At 60.9% G+C, this 24,310-nt stretch carries 27 protein-coding genes and 1 pseudogene; 21 read left to right on the forward strand and 7 right to left on the reverse strand.

Annotation, left to right across the window (positions count from 1 at the left end; translation table 11 throughout):
- Positions 1–683: 683 nt before the first annotated feature.
- Positions 684–947: a cysteine-rich small domain-containing protein gene (locus MPN23_RS10835; protein ID WP_243544211.1), complete on the reverse strand. Its 264-nt coding sequence runs from the start codon at positions 945–947 to the stop codon at positions 684–686.
- 2 nt (positions 948–949) lie between these two features.
- Positions 950–1,264, reverse strand: coding sequence for a DUF4389 domain-containing protein (locus MPN23_RS10840; RefSeq protein WP_243544212.1), 315 nt, complete (start codon positions 1,262–1,264; stop codon positions 950–952).
- Between the two features lie 101 nt (positions 1,265–1,365).
- On the opposite strand from MPN23_RS10840, the gene MPN23_RS10845 reads away from it, so the two are divergent.
- The 5 genes from MPN23_RS10845 to MPN23_RS10865 all read left to right on the forward strand — a co-directional run bounded on the left by MPN23_RS10845 (position 1,366) and on the right by MPN23_RS10865 (position 4,600).
- A complete protein-coding gene (locus tag MPN23_RS10845; RefSeq protein WP_243544213.1) occupies positions 1,366–1,599 on the forward strand; it encodes a hypothetical protein in 234 nt (77 codons plus the stop codon).
- 529 nt (positions 1,600–2,128) lie between these two features.
- Entirely contained in the window at positions 2,129–2,833 is a 705-nt protein-coding gene (purN, locus tag MPN23_RS10850; RefSeq protein ID WP_243544214.1) for a phosphoribosylglycinamide formyltransferase, read from the forward strand.
- Positions 2,834–2,885: 52 nt separating this feature from the next.
- Positions 2,886–3,419 carry a 3'-5' exonuclease gene (locus MPN23_RS10855; RefSeq protein ID WP_243544215.1) on the forward strand — a complete coding sequence of 178 codons (534 nt, stop codon included), beginning with the start codon at positions 2,886–2,888 and terminating at the stop codon, positions 3,417–3,419.
- A complete protein-coding gene (gene cobM, locus MPN23_RS10860; RefSeq protein WP_243544216.1) occupies positions 3,419–4,192 on the forward strand; it encodes a precorrin-4 C(11)-methyltransferase in 774 nt (257 codons plus the stop codon). The genes MPN23_RS10855 and cobM overlap by 1 nt, the downstream gene beginning before the upstream one ends.
- 9 nt (positions 4,193–4,201) lie before the next feature.
- Complete coding sequence (locus MPN23_RS10865) at positions 4,202–4,600, forward strand: secondary thiamine-phosphate synthase enzyme YjbQ (RefSeq protein WP_243544217.1); 399 nt, start codon at positions 4,202–4,204, stop codon at positions 4,598–4,600.
- Positions 4,601–4,703: 103 nt separating this feature from the next.
- On the opposite strand, the gene MPN23_RS10870 is transcribed toward MPN23_RS10865, so the two are convergent.
- Both MPN23_RS10870 and MPN23_RS10875 read right to left on the reverse strand, forming a co-directional pair.
- On the reverse strand, positions 4,704–5,654 hold the full coding sequence (locus tag MPN23_RS10870; protein ID WP_243544218.1) for an AraC family transcriptional regulator: 951 nt from the start codon (positions 5,652–5,654) through the stop codon (positions 4,704–4,706).
- Between the two features lie 60 nt (positions 5,655–5,714).
- A complete protein-coding gene (locus MPN23_RS10875) occupies positions 5,715–6,581 on the reverse strand; it encodes an oxidoreductase (protein ID WP_243544219.1) in 867 nt (288 codons plus the stop codon).
- A gap of 255 nt (positions 6,582–6,836) precedes the next feature.
- Here MPN23_RS10875 and MPN23_RS10880 point away from each other — a divergent pair.
- The 4 genes and pseudogenes from MPN23_RS10880 to MPN23_RS10895 form a co-directional block, all read left to right on the forward strand.
- Positions 6,837–7,075, forward strand: a pseudogene (locus MPN23_RS10880) (YjbQ family protein); the annotation flags it as partial.
- Between the two features lie 33 nt (positions 7,076–7,108).
- Entirely contained in the window at positions 7,109–7,741 is a 633-nt protein-coding gene (locus MPN23_RS10885) for a lactate utilization protein (RefSeq protein ID WP_243544220.1), read from the forward strand.
- Between the two features lie 118 nt (positions 7,742–7,859).
- Positions 7,860–8,300 (forward strand): MarR family winged helix-turn-helix transcriptional regulator, encoded by a 441-nt coding sequence (locus MPN23_RS10890; RefSeq protein WP_243544221.1) that lies wholly within the window; start codon positions 7,860–7,862, stop codon positions 8,298–8,300.
- A 44-nt stretch (positions 8,301–8,344) separates the two neighbouring features.
- Complete coding sequence (locus tag MPN23_RS10895; protein ID WP_243544222.1) at positions 8,345–9,355, forward strand: methyltransferase; 1,011 nt, start codon at positions 8,345–8,347, stop codon at positions 9,353–9,355.
- A 52-nt stretch (positions 9,356–9,407) separates the two neighbouring features.
- Here MPN23_RS10895 and MPN23_RS10900 read toward each other — a convergent pair whose 3' ends face one another.
- The 3 genes from MPN23_RS10900 to MPN23_RS10910 all read right to left on the reverse strand — a co-directional run bounded on the left by MPN23_RS10900 (position 9,408) and on the right by MPN23_RS10910 (position 12,068).
- Positions 9,408–10,082, reverse strand: a complete 675-nt coding sequence (locus MPN23_RS10900) for a substrate-binding periplasmic protein (protein ID WP_243544223.1) — start codon at positions 10,080–10,082, stop codon at positions 9,408–9,410.
- Between the two features lie 274 nt (positions 10,083–10,356).
- Entirely contained in the window at positions 10,357–10,689 is a 333-nt protein-coding gene (locus MPN23_RS10905) for a P-II family nitrogen regulator (protein ID WP_243544224.1), read from the reverse strand.
- Positions 10,690–10,712: 23 nt separating this feature from the next.
- Positions 10,713–12,068: an ammonium transporter gene (locus tag MPN23_RS10910; RefSeq protein WP_243544225.1), complete on the reverse strand. Its 1,356-nt coding sequence runs from the start codon at positions 12,066–12,068 to the stop codon at positions 10,713–10,715.
- 540 nt (positions 12,069–12,608) lie between these two features.
- On the opposite strand from MPN23_RS10910, the gene MPN23_RS10915 reads away from it, so the two are divergent.
- The 12 genes from MPN23_RS10915 to trpA all read left to right on the forward strand — a co-directional run bounded on the left by MPN23_RS10915 (position 12,609) and on the right by trpA (position 24,138).
- Complete coding sequence (locus MPN23_RS10915) at positions 12,609–13,406, forward strand: 2-amino-3,7-dideoxy-D-threo-hept-6-ulosonate synthase (protein ID WP_243544226.1); 798 nt, start codon at positions 12,609–12,611, stop codon at positions 13,404–13,406.
- 26 nt (positions 13,407–13,432) lie between these two features.
- A complete protein-coding gene (locus MPN23_RS10920) occupies positions 13,433–14,416 on the forward strand; it encodes a 3-dehydroquinate synthase II family protein (RefSeq protein WP_243544227.1) in 984 nt (327 codons plus the stop codon).
- Between the two features lie 4 nt (positions 14,417–14,420).
- Positions 14,421–15,530 carry a prephenate dehydratase gene (gene pheA / locus MPN23_RS10925; RefSeq protein WP_243544228.1) on the forward strand — a complete coding sequence of 370 codons (1,110 nt, stop codon included), beginning with the start codon at positions 14,421–14,423 and terminating at the stop codon, positions 15,528–15,530.
- A complete protein-coding gene (gene aroA, locus MPN23_RS10930) occupies positions 15,527–16,867 on the forward strand; it encodes a 3-phosphoshikimate 1-carboxyvinyltransferase (protein ID WP_243544229.1) in 1,341 nt (446 codons plus the stop codon). The genes pheA and aroA overlap by 4 nt, the downstream gene beginning before the upstream one ends.
- A 9-nt stretch (positions 16,868–16,876) precedes the next feature.
- Positions 16,877–17,665, forward strand: a complete 789-nt coding sequence (locus MPN23_RS10935) for a prephenate dehydrogenase (RefSeq protein WP_243544230.1) — start codon at positions 16,877–16,879, stop codon at positions 17,663–17,665.
- Between the two features lie 92 nt (positions 17,666–17,757).
- Positions 17,758–19,209, forward strand: coding sequence for an anthranilate synthase component I family protein (locus MPN23_RS10940; RefSeq protein ID WP_243544231.1), 1,452 nt, complete (start codon positions 17,758–17,760; stop codon positions 19,207–19,209).
- Entirely contained in the window at positions 19,190–19,774 is a 585-nt protein-coding gene (locus MPN23_RS10945; RefSeq protein WP_243544232.1) for an anthranilate synthase component II, read from the forward strand. The genes MPN23_RS10940 and MPN23_RS10945 overlap by 20 nt, the downstream gene beginning before the upstream one ends.
- On the forward strand, positions 19,771–20,781 hold the full coding sequence (gene trpD, locus MPN23_RS10950; protein WP_243544233.1) for an anthranilate phosphoribosyltransferase: 1,011 nt from the start codon (positions 19,771–19,773) through the stop codon (positions 20,779–20,781). The genes MPN23_RS10945 and trpD overlap by 4 nt, the downstream gene beginning before the upstream one ends.
- On the forward strand, positions 20,771–21,541 hold the full coding sequence (locus MPN23_RS10955) for an indole-3-glycerol phosphate synthase TrpC (protein WP_243544234.1): 771 nt from the start codon (positions 20,771–20,773) through the stop codon (positions 21,539–21,541). Before trpD ends, MPN23_RS10955 begins: the two co-directional genes overlap by 11 nt.
- Entirely contained in the window at positions 21,538–22,167 is a 630-nt protein-coding gene (locus tag MPN23_RS10960; RefSeq protein WP_341540075.1) for a phosphoribosylanthranilate isomerase, read from the forward strand. The genes MPN23_RS10955 and MPN23_RS10960 overlap by 4 nt, the downstream gene beginning before the upstream one ends.
- Before the next feature lies 1 nt (position 22,168).
- Positions 22,169–23,377 carry a tryptophan synthase subunit beta gene (trpB, locus tag MPN23_RS10965; RefSeq protein WP_243544235.1) on the forward strand — a complete coding sequence of 403 codons (1,209 nt, stop codon included), beginning with the start codon at positions 22,169–22,171 and terminating at the stop codon, positions 23,375–23,377.
- Entirely contained in the window at positions 23,374–24,138 is a 765-nt protein-coding gene (trpA, locus tag MPN23_RS10970; protein WP_243544236.1) for a tryptophan synthase subunit alpha, read from the forward strand. The genes trpB and trpA overlap by 4 nt, the downstream gene beginning before the upstream one ends.
- Positions 24,139–24,310 lie beyond the last annotated feature (172 nt).

The following is a 24,310-nucleotide window of genomic DNA, read 5'->3' on the forward strand; positions in this document are numbered from 1 at the left end:
TGAATTGATCACTTAGTCAACATACTCGTATTAAACGGGCTGTGATTTGCGATCTTAATTTCGCCCAACTCGCTATTTAATTGTCAAAGACCGAAGTGGTCCTTATCTTTCAAGGAACTCCCCGCTCACTTGCGGGGAAGGCAAACTAAGTCTTTCGTTCGCCCCTGTCAACAACTTTTTTCAACTTTTTCAAGTCGATCCGTTGTCGACCCGACCGAAGCCGGAAGTGGGAACTTAGTCCACTCAGTGAACCCCGTCAACACCTTTCTGCAACTTTTTTTCAGCCGCTTCCCAGTGTTGCCCGACCATGGCCGGGTGGGAGAACCTATGTCTTTCGTTTGCCCCAGTCAACATCTTTTTTCAACTTTTTTCAAAGTCGACTGCGATGCCAACCAGTCCATATCAATGAGAAAGATCAAGCCGCCCGGGTTGCTGAAGCGCCGTTGCGTTTCCCCGTGCGGCGAAGAGGAGTTCTAGAGAAAACACCTCCCCCGGTCAAGCGCTTTTTGCAAAAAAATGCAGCTAAAAAGTCAACATGTTGAAATTGCAGCGTTTTTATGATGAAAGATTTTGCGGAGTCATTGGAGAATCCGCATTTCACCCCACTCCGACCGGAATGCGCCCCTATACTATATGTATAGGCCCGGCGGCAGGCTGGCTCATCTGCCGCCCAGCTCCGCCACCTACCCTTTGCCGGCCCTGATGAGTTCGAAGCGCTCCCTGAGCTTCTTCAGGATATAGTCGTACCCCTTGGGCGTGTGCGGAATCAGGCAGTTGGTGCAGTCCTTTACGCCCTGCTCTGTCCGGGAATGGTTCCCCCCGCATTCCTCGAGGAAATACAGCGGACAGAAGCAGAACAGGCAGTTGAATTCCTCGGGCCGTGCGGTCTTGTGACACGGAAAGTACTCGCAATCCGTGTTGCAGAAAAAGCGATAGCTGTTCTTCATGATTAGCGAAACAATACCTGACGCGCCGGTGGCTCGCAATCCTTGTCCATGGGGAACTCGCCAAAGGGAAACGGTCTGATGTTCTCGTTCAGCGTGGCGTAGCGCATGATGCGATACCCGTACCGGGCCAGACGGTTGCAGAAGAGGCGCAACGGTTCACTGCGCTTTCCGGCCACAAGCAGATAGCCGTGCTGAAAGACCACGGCCAACTGGATCATGAGCGTGACCACTTCGAAAAAGATCAGCGCCACCACGGCATAGAGAAAACGCCGGGCAACAGCCCCGCGACTTGCGGTTGTTTCTCTGGTTGCGGACATGATTTCCTCCACGGTTTGAAGCCGAACCGACATGGTCCGGATCATGCAGCAATCTACGTGGGAACAGGTGCGGAATCAACCTTTGGTGCAAGGAGGCGGCCATGAACCCGGCCATGGTGGAAAAAGCCCTGCGGGTCAGGACGGTTGCCCACAGAAGAACGGGACTGGATAGCACGACGGCCCGCAACCGGGCGCGCGACGATTTGCTGACATGCGCGGAAGCCATGCTCTCCGGTGCGGAACGGTTCTGCGTCCGCCTGCTGGTTTTCGGAGCCGTGAAACGGGCAACGGAAAAACCGAACAGGGAGCGTTGCCGGAAAAGAGTTCATTCCTGAAAACGGAAGGCGCATCTCATTATATGGACGAAAGCGGCGGCAGGCTGGACTCCGGGAGAATTTCCCGGGTCCGGCGGCGGGGGGAACGGCTGAGCAGGAGCCTCAGAGTGCATTGGAGCAGGAATGGAAACAGGCGGTTTCGCGAGTGTTTCAGGATGGGATTCAGATCGAACGTGTGGCCCGCCTTCTTGCGCAATGCGCACGGCGAGCTTCTTGCGCCGTATGTCCCCGCCGCCCTCAACCGCCAGGGGAAAATTAAATCATTTCATTGACCTGCTGACAAAAAAACGAGCTTTGATCCGCAGGTGTATGAAAACGCTATCCCACCCTTTCGGACTTTGCAAGCCGGAAACGAACAAAAAATATTGCCTGCCGCATATGTCTGCTTTCCATGCACGAACAGGATGTGCTCCACACTTGAAAATCCTCGGGGAATGAGTCAACTAGTCGTTGCGGGCCGAACGCGGCATCCACGCCGCCGACACCGACGACAAGCAAATGGGGCCGAATCGGGTCCGAAGGAGCGCCAATGACACTGCCCATCGCCGTTCTGGTTTCCGGGAGCGGCTCCAATCTGCAATCCATCATCGACAGGATCGAAGCCGGTGAACTCGACGCCGAGATAAAACTTGTGGTCTCCAACAAGCCCGGTGCCTATGGCATTGAGCGGGCCAAAAAGCACGGCATCCCCTACAAGGTACTGCTGCACACGGACTTCGGCTCCCGCGAGGAGTTTGATCAGGCCATGGGCGACGTCATTGAAGCGGCAGGCGTGGACCGCACCGGAGCCATTGTCATGGCCGGATTCATGCGCATTGTCACGCCCGGCTTTCTCCAGCGGTTCGACCACCGCGTGCTGAACATCCATCCCGCGCTGCTGCCCAGCTTTCCGGGTGTGCACGGCCAGAGTGATGCGGCGGACTATGGCGTGAAGATTTCCGGCTGCACCGTACATTTCGTGGACGAAACCATGGACAACGGTCCCATCGTGATTCAGGCGGCCGTGCCGTGCAGCGCTGGCGAAGACGGCGGGCATCTCGGACCACGCATCCTCAAGCTGGAACACCGCATTTTCCCCCAGGCCATCCAATGGCTGGCCGAGGACAGGCTGGTCAGGGAAGGCCGCCATGTCCGGCTGCGCGTTTCCGGCAAACCGCTCGCGGCCCAGCCTCAGGCGGATGTGGCCCCCGCGGCCCCGGCTCTGGTGTGGCCGCCTCTGGAACAAGGCTTCTAGCAACCTGCTTTTTCGATTATCTCACTGACTTCAATGGAGTACCATGCCCTGCATGAATCTTGACGACGTCTGTTTCGTGGCTCTGGATTTCGAGACCGCCGATCCCAAACGGGACAGCGCATGCGCCCTTGGTCTGGTCCGGGTGGAACGAGGCAGGATCGCGGCCCGCGACTATCGACTGATCCGTCCGCCCAGAAGCCGATTCAATCCGTTCTGCGTCCGGGTGCACGGCATCACCTGGAAGGACGTGGAGCATGAACCGGTCTTTGCGGACCTGTGGCCCGAATTCTCGGCCATGCTCGACGGCGCGCAGTTTCTGGCCGCACACAATGCGCCCTTCGACCGCTCCGTGCTCAACGCATGCTGCGACATGGCCGAAGTGTCCGCTCCGGTTCAGCCCTTCATGTGCACGGTGCAGCTTTCCCGCGCCACCTGGGACCTGTCGTCCAACAAGCTGCCGTGCGTGTGCGACCATCTGGGCATCGGTCTGGATCACCACAACGCGGCATCGGATGCCGAGGCATGCGCACGCATTGCCGTGGCCGGGCTGCGCGAGAATCCCGACTATCTGGAGCGGGTCCTGTAATGTCCGCGCATGGGCATCCCGTGTATTTCATCGGCGCAGGGCCGGGCGATCCCGACCTGATCACGGTCAAGGGCCGCAAACTCGTGGAACGCGCCGATCTGGTGCTGTACGCCGGATCGCTCGTGCCGGGCGAAGTGGTGGCATGTGCCCGGAAGGACGCGCGCGTCGTGGATTCCGCGCCCCTTGATCTGGAGCAGACCCATGCCGAACTCATGACCTGCGTGCAAAACGGCGGGCTGGCCGTACGCGTGCATACCGGAGACCCGGCCCTGTATGGCGCGATCCGCGAACAGATGGCGTTGCTGAATCGCGACGGCGTGGCCTATGAGGTGGTGCCGGGTGTGACTGCGGGATTTGCCTCGGCTGCTGCGGCCTGCCGTTCCTACACCGTGCCCGAGGTCACGCAGACCCTGATCTTCACCCGGCTGGAAGGCCGGACCCCGGTGCCGGAGCGCGAACAGTTGGCCAAACTCGCCGCGCACGGCTCGGCCATGTGCGTGTATCTTTCCGCAGGCGATCCCGAGGGAGTGCAGCGCGAACTTCTGGCCGGAGCATACGAACCGGACACCCTTGTCGTGGCGGCCTACCGCGTGGGCTGGCCCGACCAGCAGATACGGGAAACCGTGCTGGCCGATCTGGCAAGCACGGCCCGGGAAAACAACTTCACCCGCCAGACCGTGTTTCTGATCCTCCCGGGGCAGGGCAAATCCGACGCATCCTCGGCAAAATCCCTGCTGTACGACACGAATTTTCAGCACATGTTCCGGAAATAGGAGGTTGCCATGGAAACATTGGAAGTTCGCACCCATGAGCGCGAGGAAATGGTGAACGTGACCTCGCAGGTACGCCAGCTCGTGCGCCGCAACAACTGGCAGACCGGGGCCGTGCTGCTGTACTGCCCGCACACCACGGGCGCAGTGACCATCAATGAAGGCGCGGACCCGGACGTTGTGCGCGACATCACGGTCAACATGCGCAAGCTGGTCCCCTATCGAGGCGACTACCGCCACGCCGAGGGCAACTCCGATGCACACATCAAGTCATCCATGTTCGGCTGCGACCAGCTCGTCATCGTGGAGAATGGCGACCTCCAGCTCGGCACGTGGCAAAAAATCTATTTCTGCGAATTCGACGGCCCGAGAAGCCGCAAGCTGTGGGTGAAGTGGCTTCCAAGCAAGTAATCGGATTCAGCCACTTTCATGCCGTTTGCCATGGGGGTGCCGGATTCTGTCTCTGATTCATGAAAGACACCTGTGGAGACTCTGAAGTTTCACCGGGGACGGATTACTGCACCACGGACTGACGGTACGTTTTCGGGGTTATTCCGGTCCATGAGCTGAATGCGCGCGCAAAGGAATTTGTATCCTGAAAACCGAGCAGGAACGAGATTTCACTTGCAGGGAGGCTTGAGTTGGCGAGGTAGTGAAACGCAAGTTCCTTTCGGGTAAGCGAGAGGAGCTTCTGATAGCTGACCCCTTCGCTGCCGAGCTTGCGCTGAAGCGTGCGCTTGCTCGTGGCAAGAACTTCCGCCGCGTCCTCAATTGAGGACTGGCCCCGCGGGAGCATCTCCAGCAATGCGCTTTTGACTCTCTGGGACGTGGGGGCTTCGCTGTCAAGGTCGGAAAGCCGCTGCTTGAGCCTGGGTTCGAAGAAATTCCACATCTCGACGTTTTCCGTAAGAAACGGACGTGTTGCGTCTTCGGCGGCGAAAGATATGCTGTAGAATTCGTCCACGTCCACGCTGATCTGGAAGAACTCCTCGTATGCTGCGATATTGTCAGGCTCATGCCCGAAGATGACGCTGTGGGGAATGATGGCGTGCCGCGTGGCCTTGCGGATGAGCCACGTCATGATGACAAGCTCCGTAATTCCGATGGACTGTGGCAAAACCGGATTGTAGCCGACACAGTCCACGGAGAGCATTGTCCGTTCCGGCGTAATGGCAACGGTCAGATTCAGCGGGCCGACAAGACGTTTGAATTGGCTGAGACGCTGCATGGCGACGTTGAAGTTCGGGCTGCATAGCGCGGCGAACATCGGCGGATTGAAAAGCTCCGTGCTGAGTTTTTCCGCGATCAGCAGTGGCAGCGCACTTTTCCCAGCTGTTTTTTCCAACCCGGACCAGAGTGCGAAATAGTCTTCTGTGCCAAGAAGGATCTCTCCGCGAGAGAACAGGTCCGCGGGAAGCCCCGCCAACGTCAGCACCTCGGCGGGGTTCAATCCCATGTCGATCATCAGGAGCTTCCAGCCTTCATGGATGCGGAAGCGGGTTGCCTGTTTCACTGGATCATCCCTTTAGTTTGCCTTCACGATGGACATGACGGCCTTGTCAAAGAGGCGGTCGCCGAGCCATTTGCGCATGAACAGCAGCGTGCATGCATAGTACCCGCCGGAATAACGAGTTTTTGGACGGCGGGCATGGACAGCTTTCATGACAAGGTTGGTAATCACGCCAGGGGCAGACATCCTGCCTTTGGCCTCTGCTTCCCTGGTGGCGGCGATCAGGCCTTCAACCATCTTGCGGTATGGTCCCTTGCCGGAGCGTTTTACCATGGGGCCGGTCATGACGTCGGCAAATTCGCTCTTGATGGCGCCCGGTTCGATGATGACAACATCGATTCCGAATTGCTCCACTTCAATCCGCAAGCTGTCCGACCACCCCTCCAGCGCGTACTTGGTGGCGTGATACCAGCTTCCGAGCGGGGTATGCACTTTGCCGCCAACAGATGAAATGTTGATGATCTTGCCGGACCGCTTCTCGCGCATGGCAGGCAGCACAAGCTGCGTCAGCCGCGCCAGACCGAACAGATTGACCTCGAATTGGTAGCGGGCGTCGTCGATGGTCGTTTCCTCCATTGCGCCATACATGCCAAACCCCGCGGAATTTACGAGGATATCCACGCCGCCATGGTCCTTCCCGATCTTCCGGACAACCGCAAGGATATCTTCTTCCTTCGTGATATCCATCTTCAGCGCTTTCGCGCCAAGGCTTTCCAGGTCATGCATCTGCTCCACGCGCCGAGCCACAACATATACCGTTGCGCCATCCTTCAGCAACTTTTTCGCAATGTCCCTGCCCATGCCCGAAGATGCCCCTGTTACCAGTGCCACCTTGTTGCTCGATCTTCCCATTTTCGTTTCTCCTTGGGTGATGTTTTCCATACCCGGAAGGGTATCAGCAATTCACGCCTCATCAATCGCGGATGACGCCATCTCCCATGCAGATTGCGCCATCTGAATGAACTTTATTTTCCTGCAAGGGGGCTGGCGAATTGAGCGAACACTTTGCATGGAGACTGGAGAGAAAGAAGGGCGAAACATTTCACGAACAGAAAAGAACCTTGCTTCACTCCTTTTCGAGTTGCAGCCAAAAATCTGGCGGCATTGTGCAATGATTCCGCTTGAGGTATTTCAATGCTTGCCGTCAACGAAGGCGCGGACCAGGACGTTATGCGTGACATCACGGTCAACAAGAGCAAGCTGGTCCCGTATCGTGGCGATTTCCGTCACGCCGAGGGCAGTTCCGACGCGCCCATCAAGTCATCGTCATCGTGGAGAATGGCGACCTCCAGCTCGGCACATGGCAGAAAGTCCACTTCTGCGAGTTCAACGGCCCGAGAAGCCGCAAGCTGTGGGTGAAGTGGTTGGCCGGGTAGCAGTCCCCTTTCCCTTTTTCCAATGGAGCCATCATGTCCTCCTCCCTTTTCGACCGGACAGTCGATTCCCTGAAAAAAAACCATTTCAACGTGTTCATTGCCGATGATCCGGGGCAGGCCCGGCAGATCATTCTGGATGACATCCTGCCGGGAATCACGCCGGGACTCGTGTCCTACGGCGATTCCATGACATTGCAGGCCACCGGAGTGCTGGACGACATGCGCCACCGGGACGGGTGGGAGTTTCTCGACACCTTCGAGCCGGGTGTGGACAGGGCGGAGATTCTGGAACGCCGTCGCCGGGCAGTGCTGGCCGATCTCTTCTTCACGGGCACCAACGCCCTGACCGCCAGGGGGCAGCTCGTGAATCTGGACATGGTGGGCAACCGCGTGGGCGGCATTGTCTGGGGGCCGCGCCATGTGGTCCTGACCATCGGCACGAACAAGATCGTGGAGGACCTTGAGCAGGCCACGGCCCGCATCAGGGAAATCGCTGCCCCGCTCAATGCCAAACGTCACGAGATTCGCACCCCGTGCGTGAAGACCGGCAAGTGCATGGATTGCAAAAGCCCGGACCGCATCTGCAACACATGGATGATCACGGAAAAATGCTGGCCCGCAGGCCGCATCTCCGTGGTGCTCATTCGAGGTGAATACGGGCTGTAGCACAGTCTCCCGACGATTGTCCGACACGTTCCCACAGCTCCCTGCCCTTGATCCGGAATTCTGCTTGACGCAAACAGTTTAGCTGCTATACACTTCCACCATGCGAGACTACGAATCAATGCGACCGGCTCTTTCGGCCTTGTCCAGAGCCTTTGCCAAATACGAGCGCATCAACAAGACAGCGTACGATTTCGGCACGGGGGAAAAGCTGCATCCAGCCGAAATCCATTGCATCTCCGCAATCGCGAGCCTCGGACAGGCCGGAGTGACCGAACTGGCGAAACATGCCGGAGTCACCAAGGGAGCCATGTCCCAACTGCTGGCCCGCCTCGACGCAAAGGCCCTGATACACAGGGAACCCGATCCGAAGAACCGCTCCAGAAGCCTGATCAGCCTCACCGAATCCGGCCGGCTTGCGGATCAGGGGCACAGCCGCTTCCACATGGAGCACGACCGGGAGTTCATGGAATTCATCGCCGCCCTGAACGGGGATGAATACTGTCTATTCGAAAGAATATGCCGACACATGGACAGATGGATGGACGCCTACATGAAATAGAAATTCCACCCAATGTGTTCAGCACCCAAACACAAGGAGGCAACATGAACCATTCCCGACCGATCAATGACTTCACCCCCATAGAATCCCTGGCCATGGAGGGCGTCGTCACTCAGGCCCTGCTCCAGTCCGTTCGCATGGGCCTGTTCGACGCGCTGGAAACCACGCACAGCCCGGAAGCTCTCGCAGCCAGACTCGACCTCGTTCCCGAGGCCCTGAACGCACTGCTCGAACTGCTTCGGTCGCGCGGCCTGACCACCCGGACTTCCGAGGGCTGGGCCAACACCCCGATGTCCAGCGAATTTCTTGTGTCGGATTCCCCTTTTTTTCAGGGACATGCGCTGAACGTGCACGAAACATTCAATCAGTACGTGAGCGCCAACATGGACAGCCTGCTGCGCGGACAGGCCGATGCCCGGGAAACTGCCGACGCCACATGGGCCAGCCCGGAAACCCTTGAAGGCATGGCCCGGCACGCCCTGCTCGGTTCGCTTCAGGATACGGTCGCCTTTGCCTCGGAGCTGCCGGGATTTGCAGACATGCGCACCATGTGCGACATCGGCGGGAATCATGGCAGATACACCATGCATCTCATCGACCGGAACCCTTCCCTGCGTGGAACCATCGCCGACCTGCCCTCCGTGACTCCGGCAGTGCAGACCGCATGCAATCAGGCAGGGTACGGCGACAGGATAACCACCCTTGCCTGCGATCTGCGCACGGACTCCCTGCCGAACGGGGCCTACGACCTGATTCTGGCTTCCGACATTCTCTACGGCTTCGAAGACAATCTGGTGGACATCCTCACGATGATCCGCAACAGCCTCGTGCCGGGCGGATGGTTTGTTTCCCACCATTACGATCCGGACAGCCCCGGCATCGACCAGTACAAGGCCACCCTGCAACTGGTGACCAGACTTTCCGGGTACGCAACACATTTCCTGTCGCGGGACACACTGGAAAATGCCCTGTCCAGAACCGGCTTTTCCGAATTCCGGGCCTGTTCCACAGGCTCGGCCGGGCATGGGCTGGCCCTTGCGGCTCGCGCCATTTGATGAAAAAAAAAGGCCCGGGACCTTGCGATCCCGGGCCGAAATTCCGTTTCCCCTACTCCAATCCCCAAACCCCTCTGAGGCGGACAAGGGTTCCGTCCTGCTCCATCTCCCGCAGAACGCGATCGAACTCCGAAGCCAGCGCTTCGGCCCGATCCCCGAGCTTGCGTGAAAAGGCCAGAAACAAAGGCGCCCTTTCCACCTCGAGGACAACTTCAATGTCCTTGGCCACACCCAGCCGAATTGCCTGATCCATGATCACGTCCCAATTGCCCATGATCACCTCGCATCGCCCGGCAAGCAGCTTGCGAAGCAGCAACTGGTTGTCATTGGCCGATTCCAGCGTCAATCCGGCAATCCTGTTGAAACGCTCCCCGTAGTCATAGCCGCGCACAACCCCGACAACGAAATGCCGCAAGTCGGCAACGGAATCCAGGGAAACCGCTTTCCCGGCACGGGCCACCACAACGGTTCTCTCCCACAACATGGGGTAATCGCAAAACACCAGATACGCTTCCCGCTCCGGATTTCGGAACAGTCCGCAGATCATGTCGGCCTCGCCGTGATAGACGTCGTCCAGCGCCCGAGCCCAGGGCACGTTGTGTATCCGGGGGGTCAGCCCGAGCCTGCGACAGACTTCGAACACGATGGTCCGCGCCGTGCTGTAAAGCGGCCCGGCATCCATCTGTCCCTGCTCCGCAGGTTCCCTGTCCATGACCACGCGCAACACGTCCGCCTCTGCCCGAGGCGCACAAAACATGATCGAAAACAGAAGGATCAACCCGAAAAGGAAGGCAGAAGAACGCATTGGCGGACATTAGCCCGGGATGCACCTTTTGGCAATATCCCGACAGGACGTTCCCTTCCGCCCGAAAAAATGCAGACGCACGAAGCATGGATCATGCCCGCGCGAGGGATCGGCCATCGGTCAAAAAATGAAGCCGGTTCCGGGGGGCCTTTGCGGATGCCCCCCGAAACCTTGAGGATGGGGGTGTGGAGGAGATTTACAAAATGCCGTCCTCGCCCGTGCGGATGCGCTGGGCCATGGCCAGTTCCAGAACGAAGATCACGCCGTCACCCTCGTTGCCGGTATGTCCGGCCGTCTTGATGGCCTCAAGTGTGGTATCCAGAAAATCGTCGTTCACGCCGATCTCCAGACGGACCTTCTTGAGCAGATTCACCTCGCGGATCACGCCGCGGTAGGTTTCGGTGAATCCCTTCTGGCGGCCCGAGCCGAGCACGTTGGTCACGGACAGGGAGTAGACCTCCCGGGCATACAGGGCCTGCTTCACATCGTTGAGCTTTTCCGGCCTGACATAGGCTATGATGAGCTTCATGGCTTATTCTCCTTGTTGTTCGGCTATTCGTTGCTGAAGAGCTGGAACCCGCTGTAGGACTCGGAACCGTGTTCCGCGATGTCCAGCCCCTTGAGCTCCTCGTCCTTGCTCACGCGCAATCCGGTCACGGCCTTGACCGCGCTCATGAGCACGAATCCCGCGCCGAACGCCCAGACAAAGAACGTTCCCGCGCCCAGCAACTGCACGCCGAGCTGACCAAAACCGCCGCCAAAAAACAGGCCGCCATCCGAGTTGAACAGGCCGCAGGCAATGGTGCCCCATGCGCCGCACACGCCATGCACGGAGACCGCGCCCACCGGATCATCGATTCTGAGTCCCTTGTCCACGAATTCGATGGACAGGACCACAAGCAGCCCTGCGATCAGCCCGATGCACAGGGACGAGACCGGTCCGACAGTGGCACATCCGGCGGTGATGCCCACCAGCCCGGCCAATGCGCCGTTCATGGTCATGGAAATGTCGGGCTTGCCATAGCGCAGCCAGGACAGGGCCATGGAGCCGAGCACGCCCGCGGCAGCGGCCAGCGACGTATTCATGGCGATCATGCCGATGGTGTCGTCTGCCGTGGTGGTGGACCCGGGATTGAACCCGAACCAGCCGAACCACAGGATGAACACGCCCAGCCCGGCCAGTGGTATGTTATGGCCCATGATGGCCCGGGATTCGCCCTCGGCAGTGTACTTGCCGATGCGCGGACCAAGCACCATGGCTCCGGCCAGAGCGACCCAGCCGCCCACGGAATGCACCACGCTGGAGCCCGCAAAATCGCAGAACCCGAGCTTTTCCAGCCAGCCAGCGCCCGCTTCGCCGAGCCACAGGCTGCCCCAGGCCCAGTGCCCCGAGACCGGATATATCAGCCCGGTGATGACGATGGACACGATCACGTAGCTGGAAAACTTCGTGCGTTCGGCCATGCCGCCGGACACGATGGTCGCTGCAGTGGCCGCGAACACGGACTGGAAGAACCAAAACGCATAGGTCCACATCAGATCGGACTCGGCCACGCCGGACAGCCCGAACCCGGACGAACCGAACAGCCCGGACACGTCGGCCCCGAACATCAGGGTGAATCCGAACACGAAGAACACCACGGACCCCACCGAGAAATCCAGGAAGTTCTTCATCATGATGTTGCCCGCGCTCTTGGCCCGGGTGAATCCGGCCTCCACGCAGCCGAATCCGGCCTGCATGAACATGACGAGAATCGCGGCAATCAGGGTCCACAGCACATTGGCATTGGACTGGGTCAGGAATTCCACATCCCCGGCAATGGCCGAGGTCGGGGCCAAAAGAGCAAAGGCGGCAGCGGCAATCACGCCCGGCCACGGCACGGCCTTCATGGACAGTCTGGACAGCATAGGTTACTCCTCCTTGGAAAATGCGTTACGACTGCCCCTTCCATGGCAAGGCGCGTGCCAAAGCAGACTAGATATTGATATTTAAAGCAAAAGTACGCAAAATCATCTTTTGCATACTATGACTATTTTTACAAAAATGTTTAATATGATGATTTTCAATACATGAAAATGGACATTTTTTGTCATTTTTGTACCTGTTATAAAAATGACCGCCGGTCACTCCTATTATATAGTATTGCGCACAAAATGCCGTTTTTATTGATTATTTAATTTCAAAAACCCTCTTGACAATCCTTTCGGAGCCAAGGTAGACAGACGGCATGAACAATTTTTCCGGTTTCGCATACTCCTTTTCCTACTATTATTTTTGGTATCGCAACGACGCTTGCGGGCATGGGAGAGGTGCGTTCTAACCGGACGACAAACACGATTTGACCTCCATACCAGGGCCGCAGGCGAAAGCCGGCGGCCCTTTTTGTTTGTCACAACCACGGCCGTCCGAGCTTTTCCCGTCCCGGAGGCAGCATGAGGAGAAACACCATGCACATCGGCAAAGCCATCAGACTGGAGCGGATTTTCGACCGCAACACCAAACGGGCCATCATCGTGCCCATGGACCATGGCGTATCCGTCGGCCCCATCGACGGAATCGTGAACATGAAGGAGGCCGTGGGCAAGGTCGTGGAAGGCGGAGCAAACGCGGTTGTCGAGCACAAGGGACTGGTCCGCTGCGGACACAGGGCCGAGGGCAAGGACATCGGCCTGATCGTGCACCTGTCCGCCAGCACGTCCCTGTCTCCGTTTCCCAACGCCAAATGTCTGGTCGCCTCGGTGGAGGATGCCATCCGGCTGGGCGCGGACGCGGTTTCCATCCACGTGAATCTCGGCGACGAAACCGAACGCCGCATGCTCCACGACATGGGCAAGGTCGCCTCGGACGCAGCCAACTGGGGCATGCCGCTGCTCGCCATGGTCTACGCCCGCGGCCCCAAGGTGAAAAGCGAATTCGATCCCGAAACCGTGGCCCATTGCGCCCGGGTCGGCACGGAACTGGGCGCGGACGTGGTCAAGGTTCCCTACACCGGCGACAAGGCCAGCTTCGAGCACGTGTGCGACTCCTGCTGCATCCCCGTGGTCATTGCAGGCGGCCCCAAACTTGACAGTACCGAAGCGTTTCTGCGTATGGTACATGACTCTCTGGAAGCAGGCGGCGCAGGCCTGTCCGTGGGACGCAACGTGTTCCAGCACGAGAACCCCACCCGTCTGGTCCAGTCCCTGAACATGATCGTGCACGAGGATGCCTCGGTGGCAGAGGCTCTGGCACACCTGAACGGCTAACCCGCGAACCACACGGAAGCGAAGCAATGAAAAACGTGATTTTCAAGGCCATCCCCTTTGACAAGAAACTCGTCACGCTGGCTCTGGAGTCGGGAGTGGACGCGATTCTGGCGGAAAAGAGCCAGGTCGATGCCATCAAGTCCCTTGGCCGCGTCACGGTGCTCACGCCGCAGGACATGCCCGAAGTGACACTGACCGAAAAGGCGGACGAACAGACCGCAGTGGGCCTTGCCAGCAAGGGCAAGCGCGTGGTTCTGGGCAAGGGCTGGGAAATCATCCCGGTGGAAAACATTCTGGCACAGGTGAGCGAGCTGGCTCTGGAATGCGAAAGCCTTGACCGGGCGCGGCTTGCCGCCGGAATCCTGGAACGCGGGGCCGACACCGTGGTGGTGCTGCCCGAAGGGGCCGCCGACCTCAAGGCCATTGTCGCGGAACTCAAACTCTCGCAGGGAACCATGCAGCTCCGGAAAGCGGTCGTCACGGCCATCACTCCGGCGGGCCTCGGCCACCGCGTGTGCGTGGACACCATTTCCATGCTCAGGCGCGGTCAGGGCATGCTGGTGGGCAACTCCAGCGCATTCACCTTTCTGGTCCACGCGGAGACCGAGTCCAATCCCTATGTTGCAGCGCGCCCCTTTCGCGTGAACGCCGGAGCCGTGCACGCCTATGCCCAGATGCCCGGGGACAGAACCGCGTATCTGGAAGAACTCGCTGCGGGCCGCGACGTGCTCATCGTGGACGCAAGCGGCGCGACCAGTCTGGCCACGGTTGGCCGGGTCAAGATCGAGGTGCGGCCCATGCTCCTGATTCAGGCCGAAGTCCGGTCCGGCGACACCGTGAGCACCGGACAGGTGTTCCTGCAGAACGCCGAGACCATCCGCGTGGTCAACGCGGACGGCGAGCCCGTGAGCGTGGTCAATCTGGAAGTCGGAGACGAAATTCTGGTCCGCACGGACGAGGCAGGCCGCCATTTCGGCATGCGCATCAAAGAGGACATCAAGGAAGGGTAGCCCCATGTCCGGGAAGAATACGGAAAAGGAACAGCTTGCGGCCATGCGCAGCCGCATCGACGAACTGGACGGACAGATCGTGCAACTGCTCAACCGCAGGGCCGAAGTCAGTCTGGACGTCGGTCGGTACAAGGCCGAACGGGACGAGCCCATCTACAAGCCCTTCCGCGAACGGGAGGTCATGAACAGAATTGCCCAGTCCAGCCCCGGCCCTCTGCCGGAAAAGCACCTGCGCCACATCTACCGGGAGATCATGAGTTCCTCCCGCCGACTCCAGCGGCCCGAGCGCGTGGTGTTTCTGGGACCGGAAGGCACGTTTTCCTATTTCGCGGCCGTGGAGCACATGGGCAGCTCCGCACACCTGACTCCCAAGTCGAATTTCGAGGACATCTTCCGGGCCGTGGCCGAGGAAGGCGCGGAACTGGGCGTGATCCCGCTGGAAAATTCCATCGAGGGCACCGTGGGACAGGTCGTGGACCTGTTCATGAAATATTCGGTGTTCATTCAGGCCGAACTGTTCCGCCGCATCAGCCATTGCCTCATGTCCAGCGCCGGAACCATGGAGGAAGTGACCGAGGTTCGCTCCCATCCGCAGGCTCTGGAGCAGTGCAGGAACTGGCTTCGCTCCCATCTCCGGGACGTGCCGAGCCTGCCCACGACATCATCCGCGGCTGCCGCGGAATACGCGAAATCCCATCCGGGAACCGCGGTGGTCGGCCATGCCCGACTGGCTGAAATGCACGGCCTGAACGTGCTGGCCGAATCCATCGAGGACCTGCCCGACAACTGGACGCGTTTTCTGGTCATCGCGCCCTCGCCCACCCGCGAGGACCGACGCGACAAGACCACCATCCTGTTCACCACCCCGGACAGACCCGGCGCACTGGCCGGAGTGCTCGCCACGCTGGCGCGCGAGGGCATCAACATCACCAAGCTGGAATCCCGCCCCTTCAAGGGCGAAAAGTGGAAATACGTATTCTTCACCGACCTGGAATGCGACCTGAGCAAGACGGAGTACGATTCGCTCCTCGACGAGCTTCGGGAACGCTGCCACACCCTGCGCGTGCTCGGCACCTATCCGGCCGGAACCCATGGAAACGGAGACAAGTCATGAACGACCCCATCGTGATCAATGCCCCGGCGTCCAAGTCCCTTTCCCACAGAACCCTGATCGCGGGCGCGCTCGCCTCGGGAACCTCGGTGATCTCCGGCGCGCTGGACAGCGACGACATCCGCCGCACCCGCGCGTGTCTGGAAGCCTGCGGCGCAAGGATCGAGGAACAGGGCGACGCCCTTGCCGTGACCGGCATGGAAAACGGCCCCAGAGGCGGGAATGCGGACGGCAAGCACAAGGACGAGGCTCCGGTCGAACTCTACATGCACGAATCCGGCACTACCTGCCGCCTGATCACGGCCGTGGCGGCTGCGGGCAACGGCACTTTCCGGCTGCACGGAGCCGAACGCATGCACGAACGGCCCATGGCCGAGCTGTTCGGGGCGCTGGAAACGCTGGGGACCAGATTTCATTACGAGGGCAGGAAGGGATTTCTTCCGGTGATGATGTCGGCCAGGGGCTTCAAGGGCAAGAGAGTGGAAATCACCCTGGAAGAAAGCAGCCAGTACCTCTCCGGGCTACTTTTGGGTGCGCCCCTGGCCGATCGCCCTGTTACCATTTCCGTCACGGGAAAGAAAGCGGTTTCGTGGCCGTACGTAGGCCTCACGCTCAAGATCATGGAGGATTTCAAGGCCGGATTCGCCGTGGAAATCCTGAAGGACGGCAAGTGGGAACGCGTGCCGTGGAAGACCGTGAAGAGCGTGACCCCGAACGCCATGCGCTTCGTGGTGGAACCGACCGGCTACCAGCCCAGCGACTACCGCGTCGAAGGCGACTGGTCCAATGCCTCGTATTTCGCGGCGGCTGGCGCCGTGGGCCACAGCCCGGTGCTGCTCAAGGGGCTGGCTGCGGATTCCCAGCAGGGAGACAAGGCGGTTCTGGACATTCTGGCCCAGATGGGCGCAGAGGTGAACGTGGGCTTCGACGGCATTTCGGTACGCCCCTCCAAGCTGCACGGCATTGACGTGGACATGGGCCGCTGCCCGGACATCGTGCCCACCATTGCCGTTGCCGCGGCCTTCGCGGACTCGCCCACCACCATCCGCAACGTGGCGCACCTGCGCATCAAGGAATCCGACCGGCTTCAGGCCAGCGCGGACGAGATTGCAAAAACCGGCTGCCGCACCGAAGTGGGCGAGGACAGCCTGACCATCATCCCCGCGCCCCTGCCCCGGGACGGAGAAATCGGATTCAGCACCTACGGCGATCACCGCATGGCCATGTCCATGTCCCTATTCGCCCTTGCCGGACTGACCCCGAAGCTGGACAACCCCGGATGCGTGAACAAGTCGTTCCCGGAATTTTTCGACAAATGGAACAAGATTCTTGAAGGATAAGTGAACACCATGGCAGACCCCGACTTTCACAGGATCGCCATTGCGGGCGCAAACGGCCAGATGGGCCAGCTCTTCACCCGCAAGCTGCGCGAACTGGGCTGCGAAGTAGCCGAACTGAACCGTCCCTTCCGGGACGAGGACGTGGCCGCAGCTCTGGACAATTGCGACCTCTTTCTGCTCAGCGTGCCTGTCACGGCCATGAAGGACGTGCTGGCAACCGTACAGCCGCACCTCAAGGCATCGACCATCCTTGCCGACGTGGGTTCGGTCAAGGTCATGCCCATCAAGGTCATGACCCGCGCCCATGCCGGTCCGGTCGTGGGCACGCACCCCCTGTTCGGCCCGGTCATTCCCGAGGGCTTCGAGCCCCGCGTGGCCGTGACCCCGGGCCGGGAATCCGACGAGCAGGCCGCAAGACGCGTGGCCCGGCTCATGGAAGCCTGCGGCTACACCGCGTTCCGCACCACGGCCGAGGAGCATGACAAGGCCATGGCGTTCGTGCAGGGTCTGAACTTCACCACCACCGTGGCCTACCTTGCAGCCATGCGCGATGTGGAGCATATTGAAAACTACGTCACTCCCTCTCTCAAGCGCCGTCTCGACTCCGCGCACAAGATGACCACGCAGGACATGGAACTGTTCGAGGTCATCTCCGAAGCCAATCCCTTTCTGCAGGAAACCACCCGCCACTTCATGTCCTACCTCGGCCTTGCTGCCGGCGGAGATCTCGATCTTCTCGCCCAGCGTGCCAACTGGTGGTGGCGTCATGAACAGCAACAGGAGGGGTGTATCCGATAAACGGATACGCACAGTCGGCATCGTTTCTGAACGCCAAGGCCGTCCCCTCCGGGGGGCGGCCTTTTTTTTACAGCATCGAAAACGGAGGAAACATGGACATAACACTGACGCAATACGGGAAATGGCTCCCGGCGGACGTGCAGACCGCAATCAGCCTGTATCTCGGGCTGGTGGGAGACCGACCCGGCATCCTGCTGGAATCCGCGGAAGTGGACGGCAGACTCGGGCGGTACAGCCTCATTGCCTGGGACTTCCGGCTCCTGCTGCATCCCAGGAATGGCAAGCTTGCCGTGGACGTGCTCGACCCGCGTCTGGAAGCATTCCGAAAGCTGGAAGGCATGGACTTTCTGGACGGCCTGCGCAGCGCAACGAATGCCCTGAGCATCAAGCAACGTGCCGAAGGCGGACGCGATCCCCTGCCCGCGCTCACTCGCGGCCTGTACGGCTACTTCGGCTACGACACGGCTGGCATGTTCGAACGCAAGCTCCGGGACGCGTGCCCCCCCGAGGATGCCGAAGCCTGCATGGCCCTGCCCGGCCAGATGGTGCTGTTCGACCACCTGCGCCACTCGTGCTGCTACCTGAGTCTGGACCCGGATCGCGCGCCCATGCCCGCGCCCGTGTCATGGGGCAACGACCTTGCCGCGCCCGAGACCTCGGCCCCGACCGTGCATCCGGGAAAAGAGGCCTACATGCAGGGCGTGGAGCGGGCAAGGGAACTGATTGCGGACGGGGAATGCATTCAGGTGGTGCTCTCCACCCGGTTCTCGGTGCCCGTGCCCGACGATCCGTTCCGCATCTACCGCCGTTTGCGGCAGGCCAATCCCTCGCCCTTCATGTTCTTCATGAAATTCCCGGAATGCGTGAACAGCGGCAGACACGGGAGCGCGACCACCCTGCTCGGCTCGTCCCCGGAAATGATGGTGCGCTGCGCCGCGAACCGGCTGGAGGTCCGCCCCATTGCCGGAACCCGCTGGAGAGGGGCCACGGAACGCGAGGACCTTGCCCTTGAGCAGGAGCTGCTGGCCGATCCCAAGGAACGCGCCGAACACGTCATGCTCGTGGACCTCGGCCGCAACGATCTGGGCCGCATTGCCGCGCCCGGCACCGTGACCGTGGAAAAATTCATGAACGTGGAACGGTTCTCCCACGTCATGCATCTCACTTCCTATGTGGAAGCCGAGCTCAAACCCGGACTGGACGCCATCGAGGTGCTCCGGTCCACGTTTCCGGCAGGCACCCTGTCCGGCGCGCCCAAGATTCGGGCCATGGAGATCATCGCGGACATCGAACCCGAGGAACGCGGCCCGTACGGCGGCTGCATCGGCTGGATCGGACTGGATCGCGGCAGCGTGAATCTGGATACCGGCATCACCATCCGCTCCATGTGGATCAGGGACGGCATGTGCCACTGGCAGGCGGGCGCGGGCATCGTGCACGACTCGGACCCGGAACGGGAATGGGACGAATGCAACAACAAGGCGCGCGTGCTTCTGGAAGTCATCACCGGCAAGGGGGGAACCGATGTTTTTGCTCATCGATAACTTCGACTCGTTCACCTTCAATCTGGTGCAGGCATTCCAGCAGCTCGGGGCCGAGCCGAAAGTGATCCGCAACGATCACGCCGAACTGCTGGACCTGGCCCGGTCCGGGGAACTGGAACGGGTCTGCGTGTCGCCCGGACCGAGCCGTCCGGAAAACGCGGGATTCTGTCTGGAATTCCTGTCCCTGCTGCCCCGGGAAGTCCCGGTGCTGGGCGTGTGTCTCGGGCATCAGGCGCTGGGCCATCACGCGGGCGCGCCCGTGGTCCGGGCCGGGCGCATCATGCACGGCAAAGTGTCGCGCGTGATGCACGACCACAAGGGCGTGTTTGCCGGGCTGCCCGATCCCTTCGAGGTCTGCCGCTACCACTCCCTGATCGTGCCCGCGCATCTGGCCCCGGACACGTTGGAAGTCACGGCCCGCACCAGCTGGGGCGAGGTCATGGGCATCCGCTTCCGGGATCGGGAATGGCACGGCGTGCAGTTCCACCCCGAATCCATCCTGACCCCGGAAGGCCCGAGGATTCTGAAGAACTTCCTGAACATGCAAAAAGGAGAGACCCAATGACCACCATAGCCGAAATTCTTGAACAGCTTGCCAGTCGCAAGCCGTTGACCGACCAGCAGGCCGACTACATGTTCGGCAGACTCATGAACGGCGAACTCACCCCGGCGCAGGCAGGCGCGTTCCTCATGGGATTGCGCGCCAAGGGCGAGGATTCCACGGACCTTGCAGCGGGCGTGAGGGCGGGACTGGAGCACGCCCTGACCATTCCCGGATATGACGGAACCCGGGCCGAACCCGTGATCGACACCTGCGGCACGGGCGGGGACGGCTCGTGCAGCGTGAACTGCTCCACGGCCGTGGCCCTGTTCCTTGCGGACATGGGCTTCAAGGTGGCCAAGCACGGCAACCGCGCCCTGTCCTCGTCCTGCGGCTCGGCCGACGCGCTGGAAGCACTGGGCGTTCCGCTGGAACTCACTCCGGAACAGGCGGCCGAGAGTCTGGACCGCCACAACTTCGCGTTCCTGTTCGCGCCCCAGTATCATCCCGCGTTCCGGCACATCATGCCCGTACGCCGGGAACTGGGCATCCGCACCCTGTTCAACTTCATGGGACCGCTGCTCAACCCGGCCCGGCCCTCGCACCAGTTGCTGGGCGTGGGAGATCCCGAGCGACTCCAGCTCATGGGCGAAACCCTGCTGCTCACGGGCGTGGAAAAGGCCCTGCTCGTCTCTGGCGCGGGCGGCATGGACGAACTCACCACGTGGGGCGCGAACCGGGGCTATCTGATTCACGACGGGGTCATGGAAAAGACCACGGTCAACCCGGACCGGCTGGGATTCAAGGCCCATTCGCCCGAGGACGTGCGCGTGACGGACAAGGCCCACGCCGTGGACAGCCTGCGGAAAATACTTGCGGGCAACGGGCCTGCGGCCATGATGGACATGGTGGCGCTGAATCTGGCAGGGTGCCTGAATCTGTTGGGAAAAGGCACCATGCGGGAGTGCGCCGACATGGCGCGCGACGCAGTCAACCAAGGACTTACAAAGGAATTGCCACATGCTGGATAAATTCAGGGAAGCCAAGCAGGAAGAAATCGCGGAACTGCGCCAGAAGTTCGCGGAAGGCATGATCCCGGGCGTGTACCGGGGCGAACGTCCCTCGTTCACGGACGCCATCCGGGCCAAGGGACCGGGCGCGGTCATCGCGGAATTCAAGCCCGCCAGCCCCAGCCGGGGCGTGCTGCGCGAATTCGCCAACCCGCTGGATTTTGCACAGGACTACGCGGACAACGGCGCGGCCGCCATTTCCGTGCTCACCGAGGCCGCCTTTTTCAAGGGCACCCCGGACTATCTGTTCATGATGAGTCAGGCAGGACTGCCCCTGCTGCGCAAGGACTTCATTCTGGACCCGCTTCAGGTGGCCATGACCGCATCCAGCCCGGCCTCTGCCGTGCTGCTCATTGCGCGCATGCTCTCGGGCGCGGCCGAACTGGCCCAGCTCATCGAGATAGCGCGCATGCCCGGTCTGGCCCCGGTGGTCGAAATATTCGATGAAACCGATCTGGAAACCGCGCATCAGGCTGGCGCGGACATCATTCAGGTGAACAACCGTGATCTGGACACCCTGCAAACCACGCTGGACGTATCCCGAAGGCTCATCTCCCGCAAAAGGGATGGCGAACTCTGGATCAGCGCAAGCGGCGTATCCGAACGCGCCCACGTGGAGGAACTGGCCGGACTCGGCTTTGATGCCGTGCTCGTGGGCACCTGCCTCATGGAAGCGGAAGACCCCGGAGCCAAACTGGCCGAACTCACCGGAGCACAATGATGCAACGCCCTCTGGTCAAGATCTGCGGCCTGACCCGCATGCGGGATGTCCGGCTCTGTGTCGATCTCGGCGCAGACCTGCTGGGCTTCATCTTCCATGCCCGGAGCCAGCGCAATGCGGACCCGGATTTCGTGGCCGGGATCAGGACCGGAAAGGCGGTCAAGGTCGGGGTGTTCGTATCCCGGACCGCGACCGAAGTCGTGGAAATCATGGATCGCTGCGGCCTGCACGCGGCCCAGTTGCACGGAGGACAGGACGAGGCGTTCTGCGAACAGGTCGGCCCGGACCGGGTGATCAAGGTCTTCTGGCCCGACGCATACGCCTCGCAATCCGCCCTGCTGCGCGATCTGGAACGGTTCGAGGAGGTCAGCTCCCATTTCCTGTTCGACGCAGGCACGCGGGGAAGCGGCGGAACCGGGCGATCCTTTGACTTCACGAAGCTGCAACATCTTGAAATACATACACCCTGGTTTCTTGCCGGCGGGATCGCCCCCAACACGATTTCCGCCGCACTGGAGCTGAACCCGCCGGGTCTGGACATCAATTCCGGCGTGGAGCAGGCACCAGGCATCAAGGACGAAAACAAGCTGCGCGCGGTCTTTGACCGACTCGCACAGGTGCCATGACATGCAAGACAGATACTTTGGCGACTATGGCGGCCAGTTCGTGCCCGAACTGCTCATGCCGCCCCTTCTGGAACTGGAACGGGCCGTGAAGGAAATCCTTCCCTCGCCCGAATTCCAGCAGGAATTCAAGGACATGCTCCGCGACTGCGTGGGCAGGCCCTCGGCCATGACCCATTGCCCGAACCTGTCCCGGGACACGGGCGTGGACCTCTGGCTCAAGCGCGAGGACCTGAACCACACGGGCGCGCACAAGATCAACAACACCCTCGGGCAGGCCCTGCTCACCCGCCGCATGGGCAAGAAGACCCTGCTCACCGAAACCGGGGCGGGCATGAACGGCGTGGCCACGGCCACGGCAGCGGCCATGCTCGATCTGGACTGCGTGGTGTACATGGGTGCAAAGGATGTGGAACGCCAGTCCGTGAACGTACGGCGCATGGAAATTCTGGGCGCGCGCGTGGTGCCCGTGACCTCGGGCACCCAGACCCTGAAGGACGCGATCAACGAGGCGCTCCGCTACTGGATAGCGACACAGAAGACCACGCACTACTGTTTCGGCACGGCCGCCGGGCCGCACCCGTTCCCCTATCTGGTGCGCGAATTCCAGGCCGTGGTGGGCCGCGAGGCGCGCCAGCAGTTTCTGGACAGAAACGGCAGGCTGCCCCATATCGTCTGCGCCTGCGTGGGCGGCGGGTCCAATGCCATCGGCGCATTCCATGCCTTCATCCCGGACGGATCCGTGCGGCTGGTGGGCGTGGAGGCCGCAGGCACGGGCGAGCCGGGCTGCTACAATTCCGCGCCCCTGAATCTGGGCACGGACGGCGTGCTGCACGGCATGAAGACCAGGCTGCTCCAGACCCCGGAAGGCCAGATTCTTCCGTCCCATTCCATTTCCGCCGGGCTGGACTATCCCGGAGTCGGCCCGGAGCATTCCCACCTTCAGGCCATCCACCGCGCGGAATACGCCTGCATCAACGACGAACAGGCCCTTTCCGCATTTCTGACCCTGTCCCGGCGCGAAGGCATCATTCCCGCGCTGGAAAGCGCCCATGCCGTGGCATGGATTCTGGAAAACGCGGCCGCGCTGCAAGGCCAGTCCGTGCTCGTGAACCTGTCCGGCCGGGGAGACAAGGACATGGACATCGTGGAAGAGGCGCTCCGCGATCCCGCATTCGCGCACCTTGCCGCCACACTCGGAGGTGACGCATGACCTCGCCCATGACCCTGCGCATCCGCGAAGCCAACAAGGCCGGAAAGACCGCGCTCATTCCATTCCTGCCCGCCGGATTTCCGTCCCGCGACCGCTTCTGGGACGAACTCGAACAACTGGACCGGGCCGGGGCCGCAGTCATTGAGATCGGCATGCCCTTTTCCGATCCCGTGGCCGACGGTCCTGTCGTGGCAAAGGCCTCTCTGGAATGCCTTGCGGACAACGTGAACCTCGAATGGATTCTCTCGGAGCTCAAGGCGCGCAAAGGCACGTTCCGCGCAGCCCTGCTACTCATGGGCTACCTCAATCCCGTGCTCCAGTACGGGCTGGAACGTTTTGCCCATGACGCGGGGCAGGCAGGCATTTCCGGCCTGATTCTGGCCGATCTCCCCTACGAGGAATCCGCATCGATCAAGGCCGCCCTGAAATCGCACCACATCTCGCTCGTGCCGCTGGTCGGGCTGAACACCTCGCCGGAACGCATGGCCCTGTACGCCGACGGTGCGGACGGGTTCGCCTATTTCGTGTCCGTGCTCGGCACAACGGGCCAGCGCGACACCCTGCCCGAACAGATCAGGGAAAAGCTTGCCCAGGCGCGCGACATCTTCGACATTCCCATTGCCCTCGGATTCGGGCTCAGGCACCCGGATCAGCTCAGGGAACTCGACGGCCTGTGCCACGCCGCCGTGTTCGGGTCCGCGCTCATCACCCACATCTGCAACGGGGGAACTTCGGAAGAATTCATGAAACCCTGGCTGTAGGCGGGGAAGATGCCTCCGGCGGCCCCTCCCGGGGGGCCGGGCTCTGCCCGGACCCGCCAAGGAGCAAGGCCCCTTGGATCCCCATTCTGTCTTGAGAATTCGAAGAGGCCGGATACATGCCCTGTCGGGACATGCATCCGGCCTCTCCAAATTCTCAAGACGGGGTGGCTTC

It is taken from the genome of Pseudodesulfovibrio tunisiensis (assembly GCF_022809775.1).
GTDB classification, from domain to species: domain Bacteria; phylum Desulfobacterota; class Desulfovibrionia; order Desulfovibrionales; family Desulfovibrionaceae; genus Pseudodesulfovibrio; species Pseudodesulfovibrio tunisiensis.

Bases quoted from the DNA above. Each gene is read 5' to 3' on its own strand.
- MPN23_RS10835 (WP_243544211.1), bottom strand. From the start codon at position 947: ATGAAGAACAGCTATCGCTTTTTCTGCAACACGGATTGCGAGTACTTT.
- MPN23_RS10840 (WP_243544212.1), bottom strand. From the start codon at position 1,264: ATGTCCGCAACCAGAGAAACAACCGCAAGTCGCGGGGCTGTTGCCCGG.
- MPN23_RS10845 (WP_243544213.1), top strand. From the start codon at position 1,366: ATGAACCCGGCCATGGTGGAAAAAGCCCTGCGGGTCAGGACGGTTGCC.
- purN (WP_243544214.1), top strand. From the start codon at position 2,129: ATGACACTGCCCATCGCCGTTCTGGTTTCCGGGAGCGGCTCCAATCTG.
- MPN23_RS10855 (WP_243544215.1), top strand. From the start codon at position 2,886: ATGAATCTTGACGACGTCTGTTTCGTGGCTCTGGATTTCGAGACCGCC.
- cobM (WP_243544216.1), top strand. From the start codon at position 3,419: ATGTCCGCGCATGGGCATCCCGTGTATTTCATCGGCGCAGGGCCGGGC.
- MPN23_RS10865 (WP_243544217.1), top strand. From the start codon at position 4,202: ATGGAAACATTGGAAGTTCGCACCCATGAGCGCGAGGAAATGGTGAAC.
- MPN23_RS10870 (WP_243544218.1), bottom strand. From the start codon at position 5,654: ATGATCGACATGGGATTGAACCCCGCCGAGGTGCTGACGTTGGCGGGG.
- MPN23_RS10875 (WP_243544219.1), bottom strand. From the start codon at position 6,581: ATGGAAAACATCACCCAAGGAGAAACGAAAATGGGAAGATCGAGCAAC.
- MPN23_RS10885 (WP_243544220.1), top strand. From the start codon at position 7,109: ATGTCCTCCTCCCTTTTCGACCGGACAGTCGATTCCCTGAAAAAAAAC.
- MPN23_RS10890 (WP_243544221.1), top strand. From the start codon at position 7,860: ATGCGACCGGCTCTTTCGGCCTTGTCCAGAGCCTTTGCCAAATACGAG.
- MPN23_RS10895 (WP_243544222.1), top strand. From the start codon at position 8,345: ATGAACCATTCCCGACCGATCAATGACTTCACCCCCATAGAATCCCTG.
- MPN23_RS10905 (WP_243544224.1), bottom strand. From the start codon at position 10,689: ATGAAGCTCATCATAGCCTATGTCAGGCCGGAAAAGCTCAACGATGTG.
- MPN23_RS10910 (WP_243544225.1), bottom strand. From the start codon at position 12,068: ATGCTGTCCAGACTGTCCATGAAGGCCGTGCCGTGGCCGGGCGTGATT.
- MPN23_RS10915 (WP_243544226.1), top strand. From the start codon at position 12,609: ATGCACATCGGCAAAGCCATCAGACTGGAGCGGATTTTCGACCGCAAC.
- MPN23_RS10920 (WP_243544227.1), top strand. From the start codon at position 13,433: ATGAAAAACGTGATTTTCAAGGCCATCCCCTTTGACAAGAAACTCGTC.
- pheA (WP_243544228.1), top strand. From the start codon at position 14,421: ATGTCCGGGAAGAATACGGAAAAGGAACAGCTTGCGGCCATGCGCAGC.
- aroA (WP_243544229.1), top strand. From the start codon at position 15,527: ATGAACGACCCCATCGTGATCAATGCCCCGGCGTCCAAGTCCCTTTCC.
- MPN23_RS10935 (WP_243544230.1), top strand. From the start codon at position 16,877: ATGGCAGACCCCGACTTTCACAGGATCGCCATTGCGGGCGCAAACGGC.
- MPN23_RS10940 (WP_243544231.1), top strand. From the start codon at position 17,758: ATGGACATAACACTGACGCAATACGGGAAATGGCTCCCGGCGGACGTG.
- MPN23_RS10945 (WP_243544232.1), top strand. From the start codon at position 19,190: ATGTTTTTGCTCATCGATAACTTCGACTCGTTCACCTTCAATCTGGTG.
- trpD (WP_243544233.1), top strand. From the start codon at position 19,771: ATGACCACCATAGCCGAAATTCTTGAACAGCTTGCCAGTCGCAAGCCG.
- MPN23_RS10955 (WP_243544234.1), top strand. From the start codon at position 20,771: ATGCTGGATAAATTCAGGGAAGCCAAGCAGGAAGAAATCGCGGAACTG.
- MPN23_RS10960 (WP_341540075.1), top strand. From the start codon at position 21,538: ATGATGCAACGCCCTCTGGTCAAGATCTGCGGCCTGACCCGCATGCGG.
- trpB (WP_243544235.1), top strand. From the start codon at position 22,169: ATGCAAGACAGATACTTTGGCGACTATGGCGGCCAGTTCGTGCCCGAA.
- trpA (WP_243544236.1), top strand. From the start codon at position 23,374: ATGACCTCGCCCATGACCCTGCGCATCCGCGAAGCCAACAAGGCCGGA.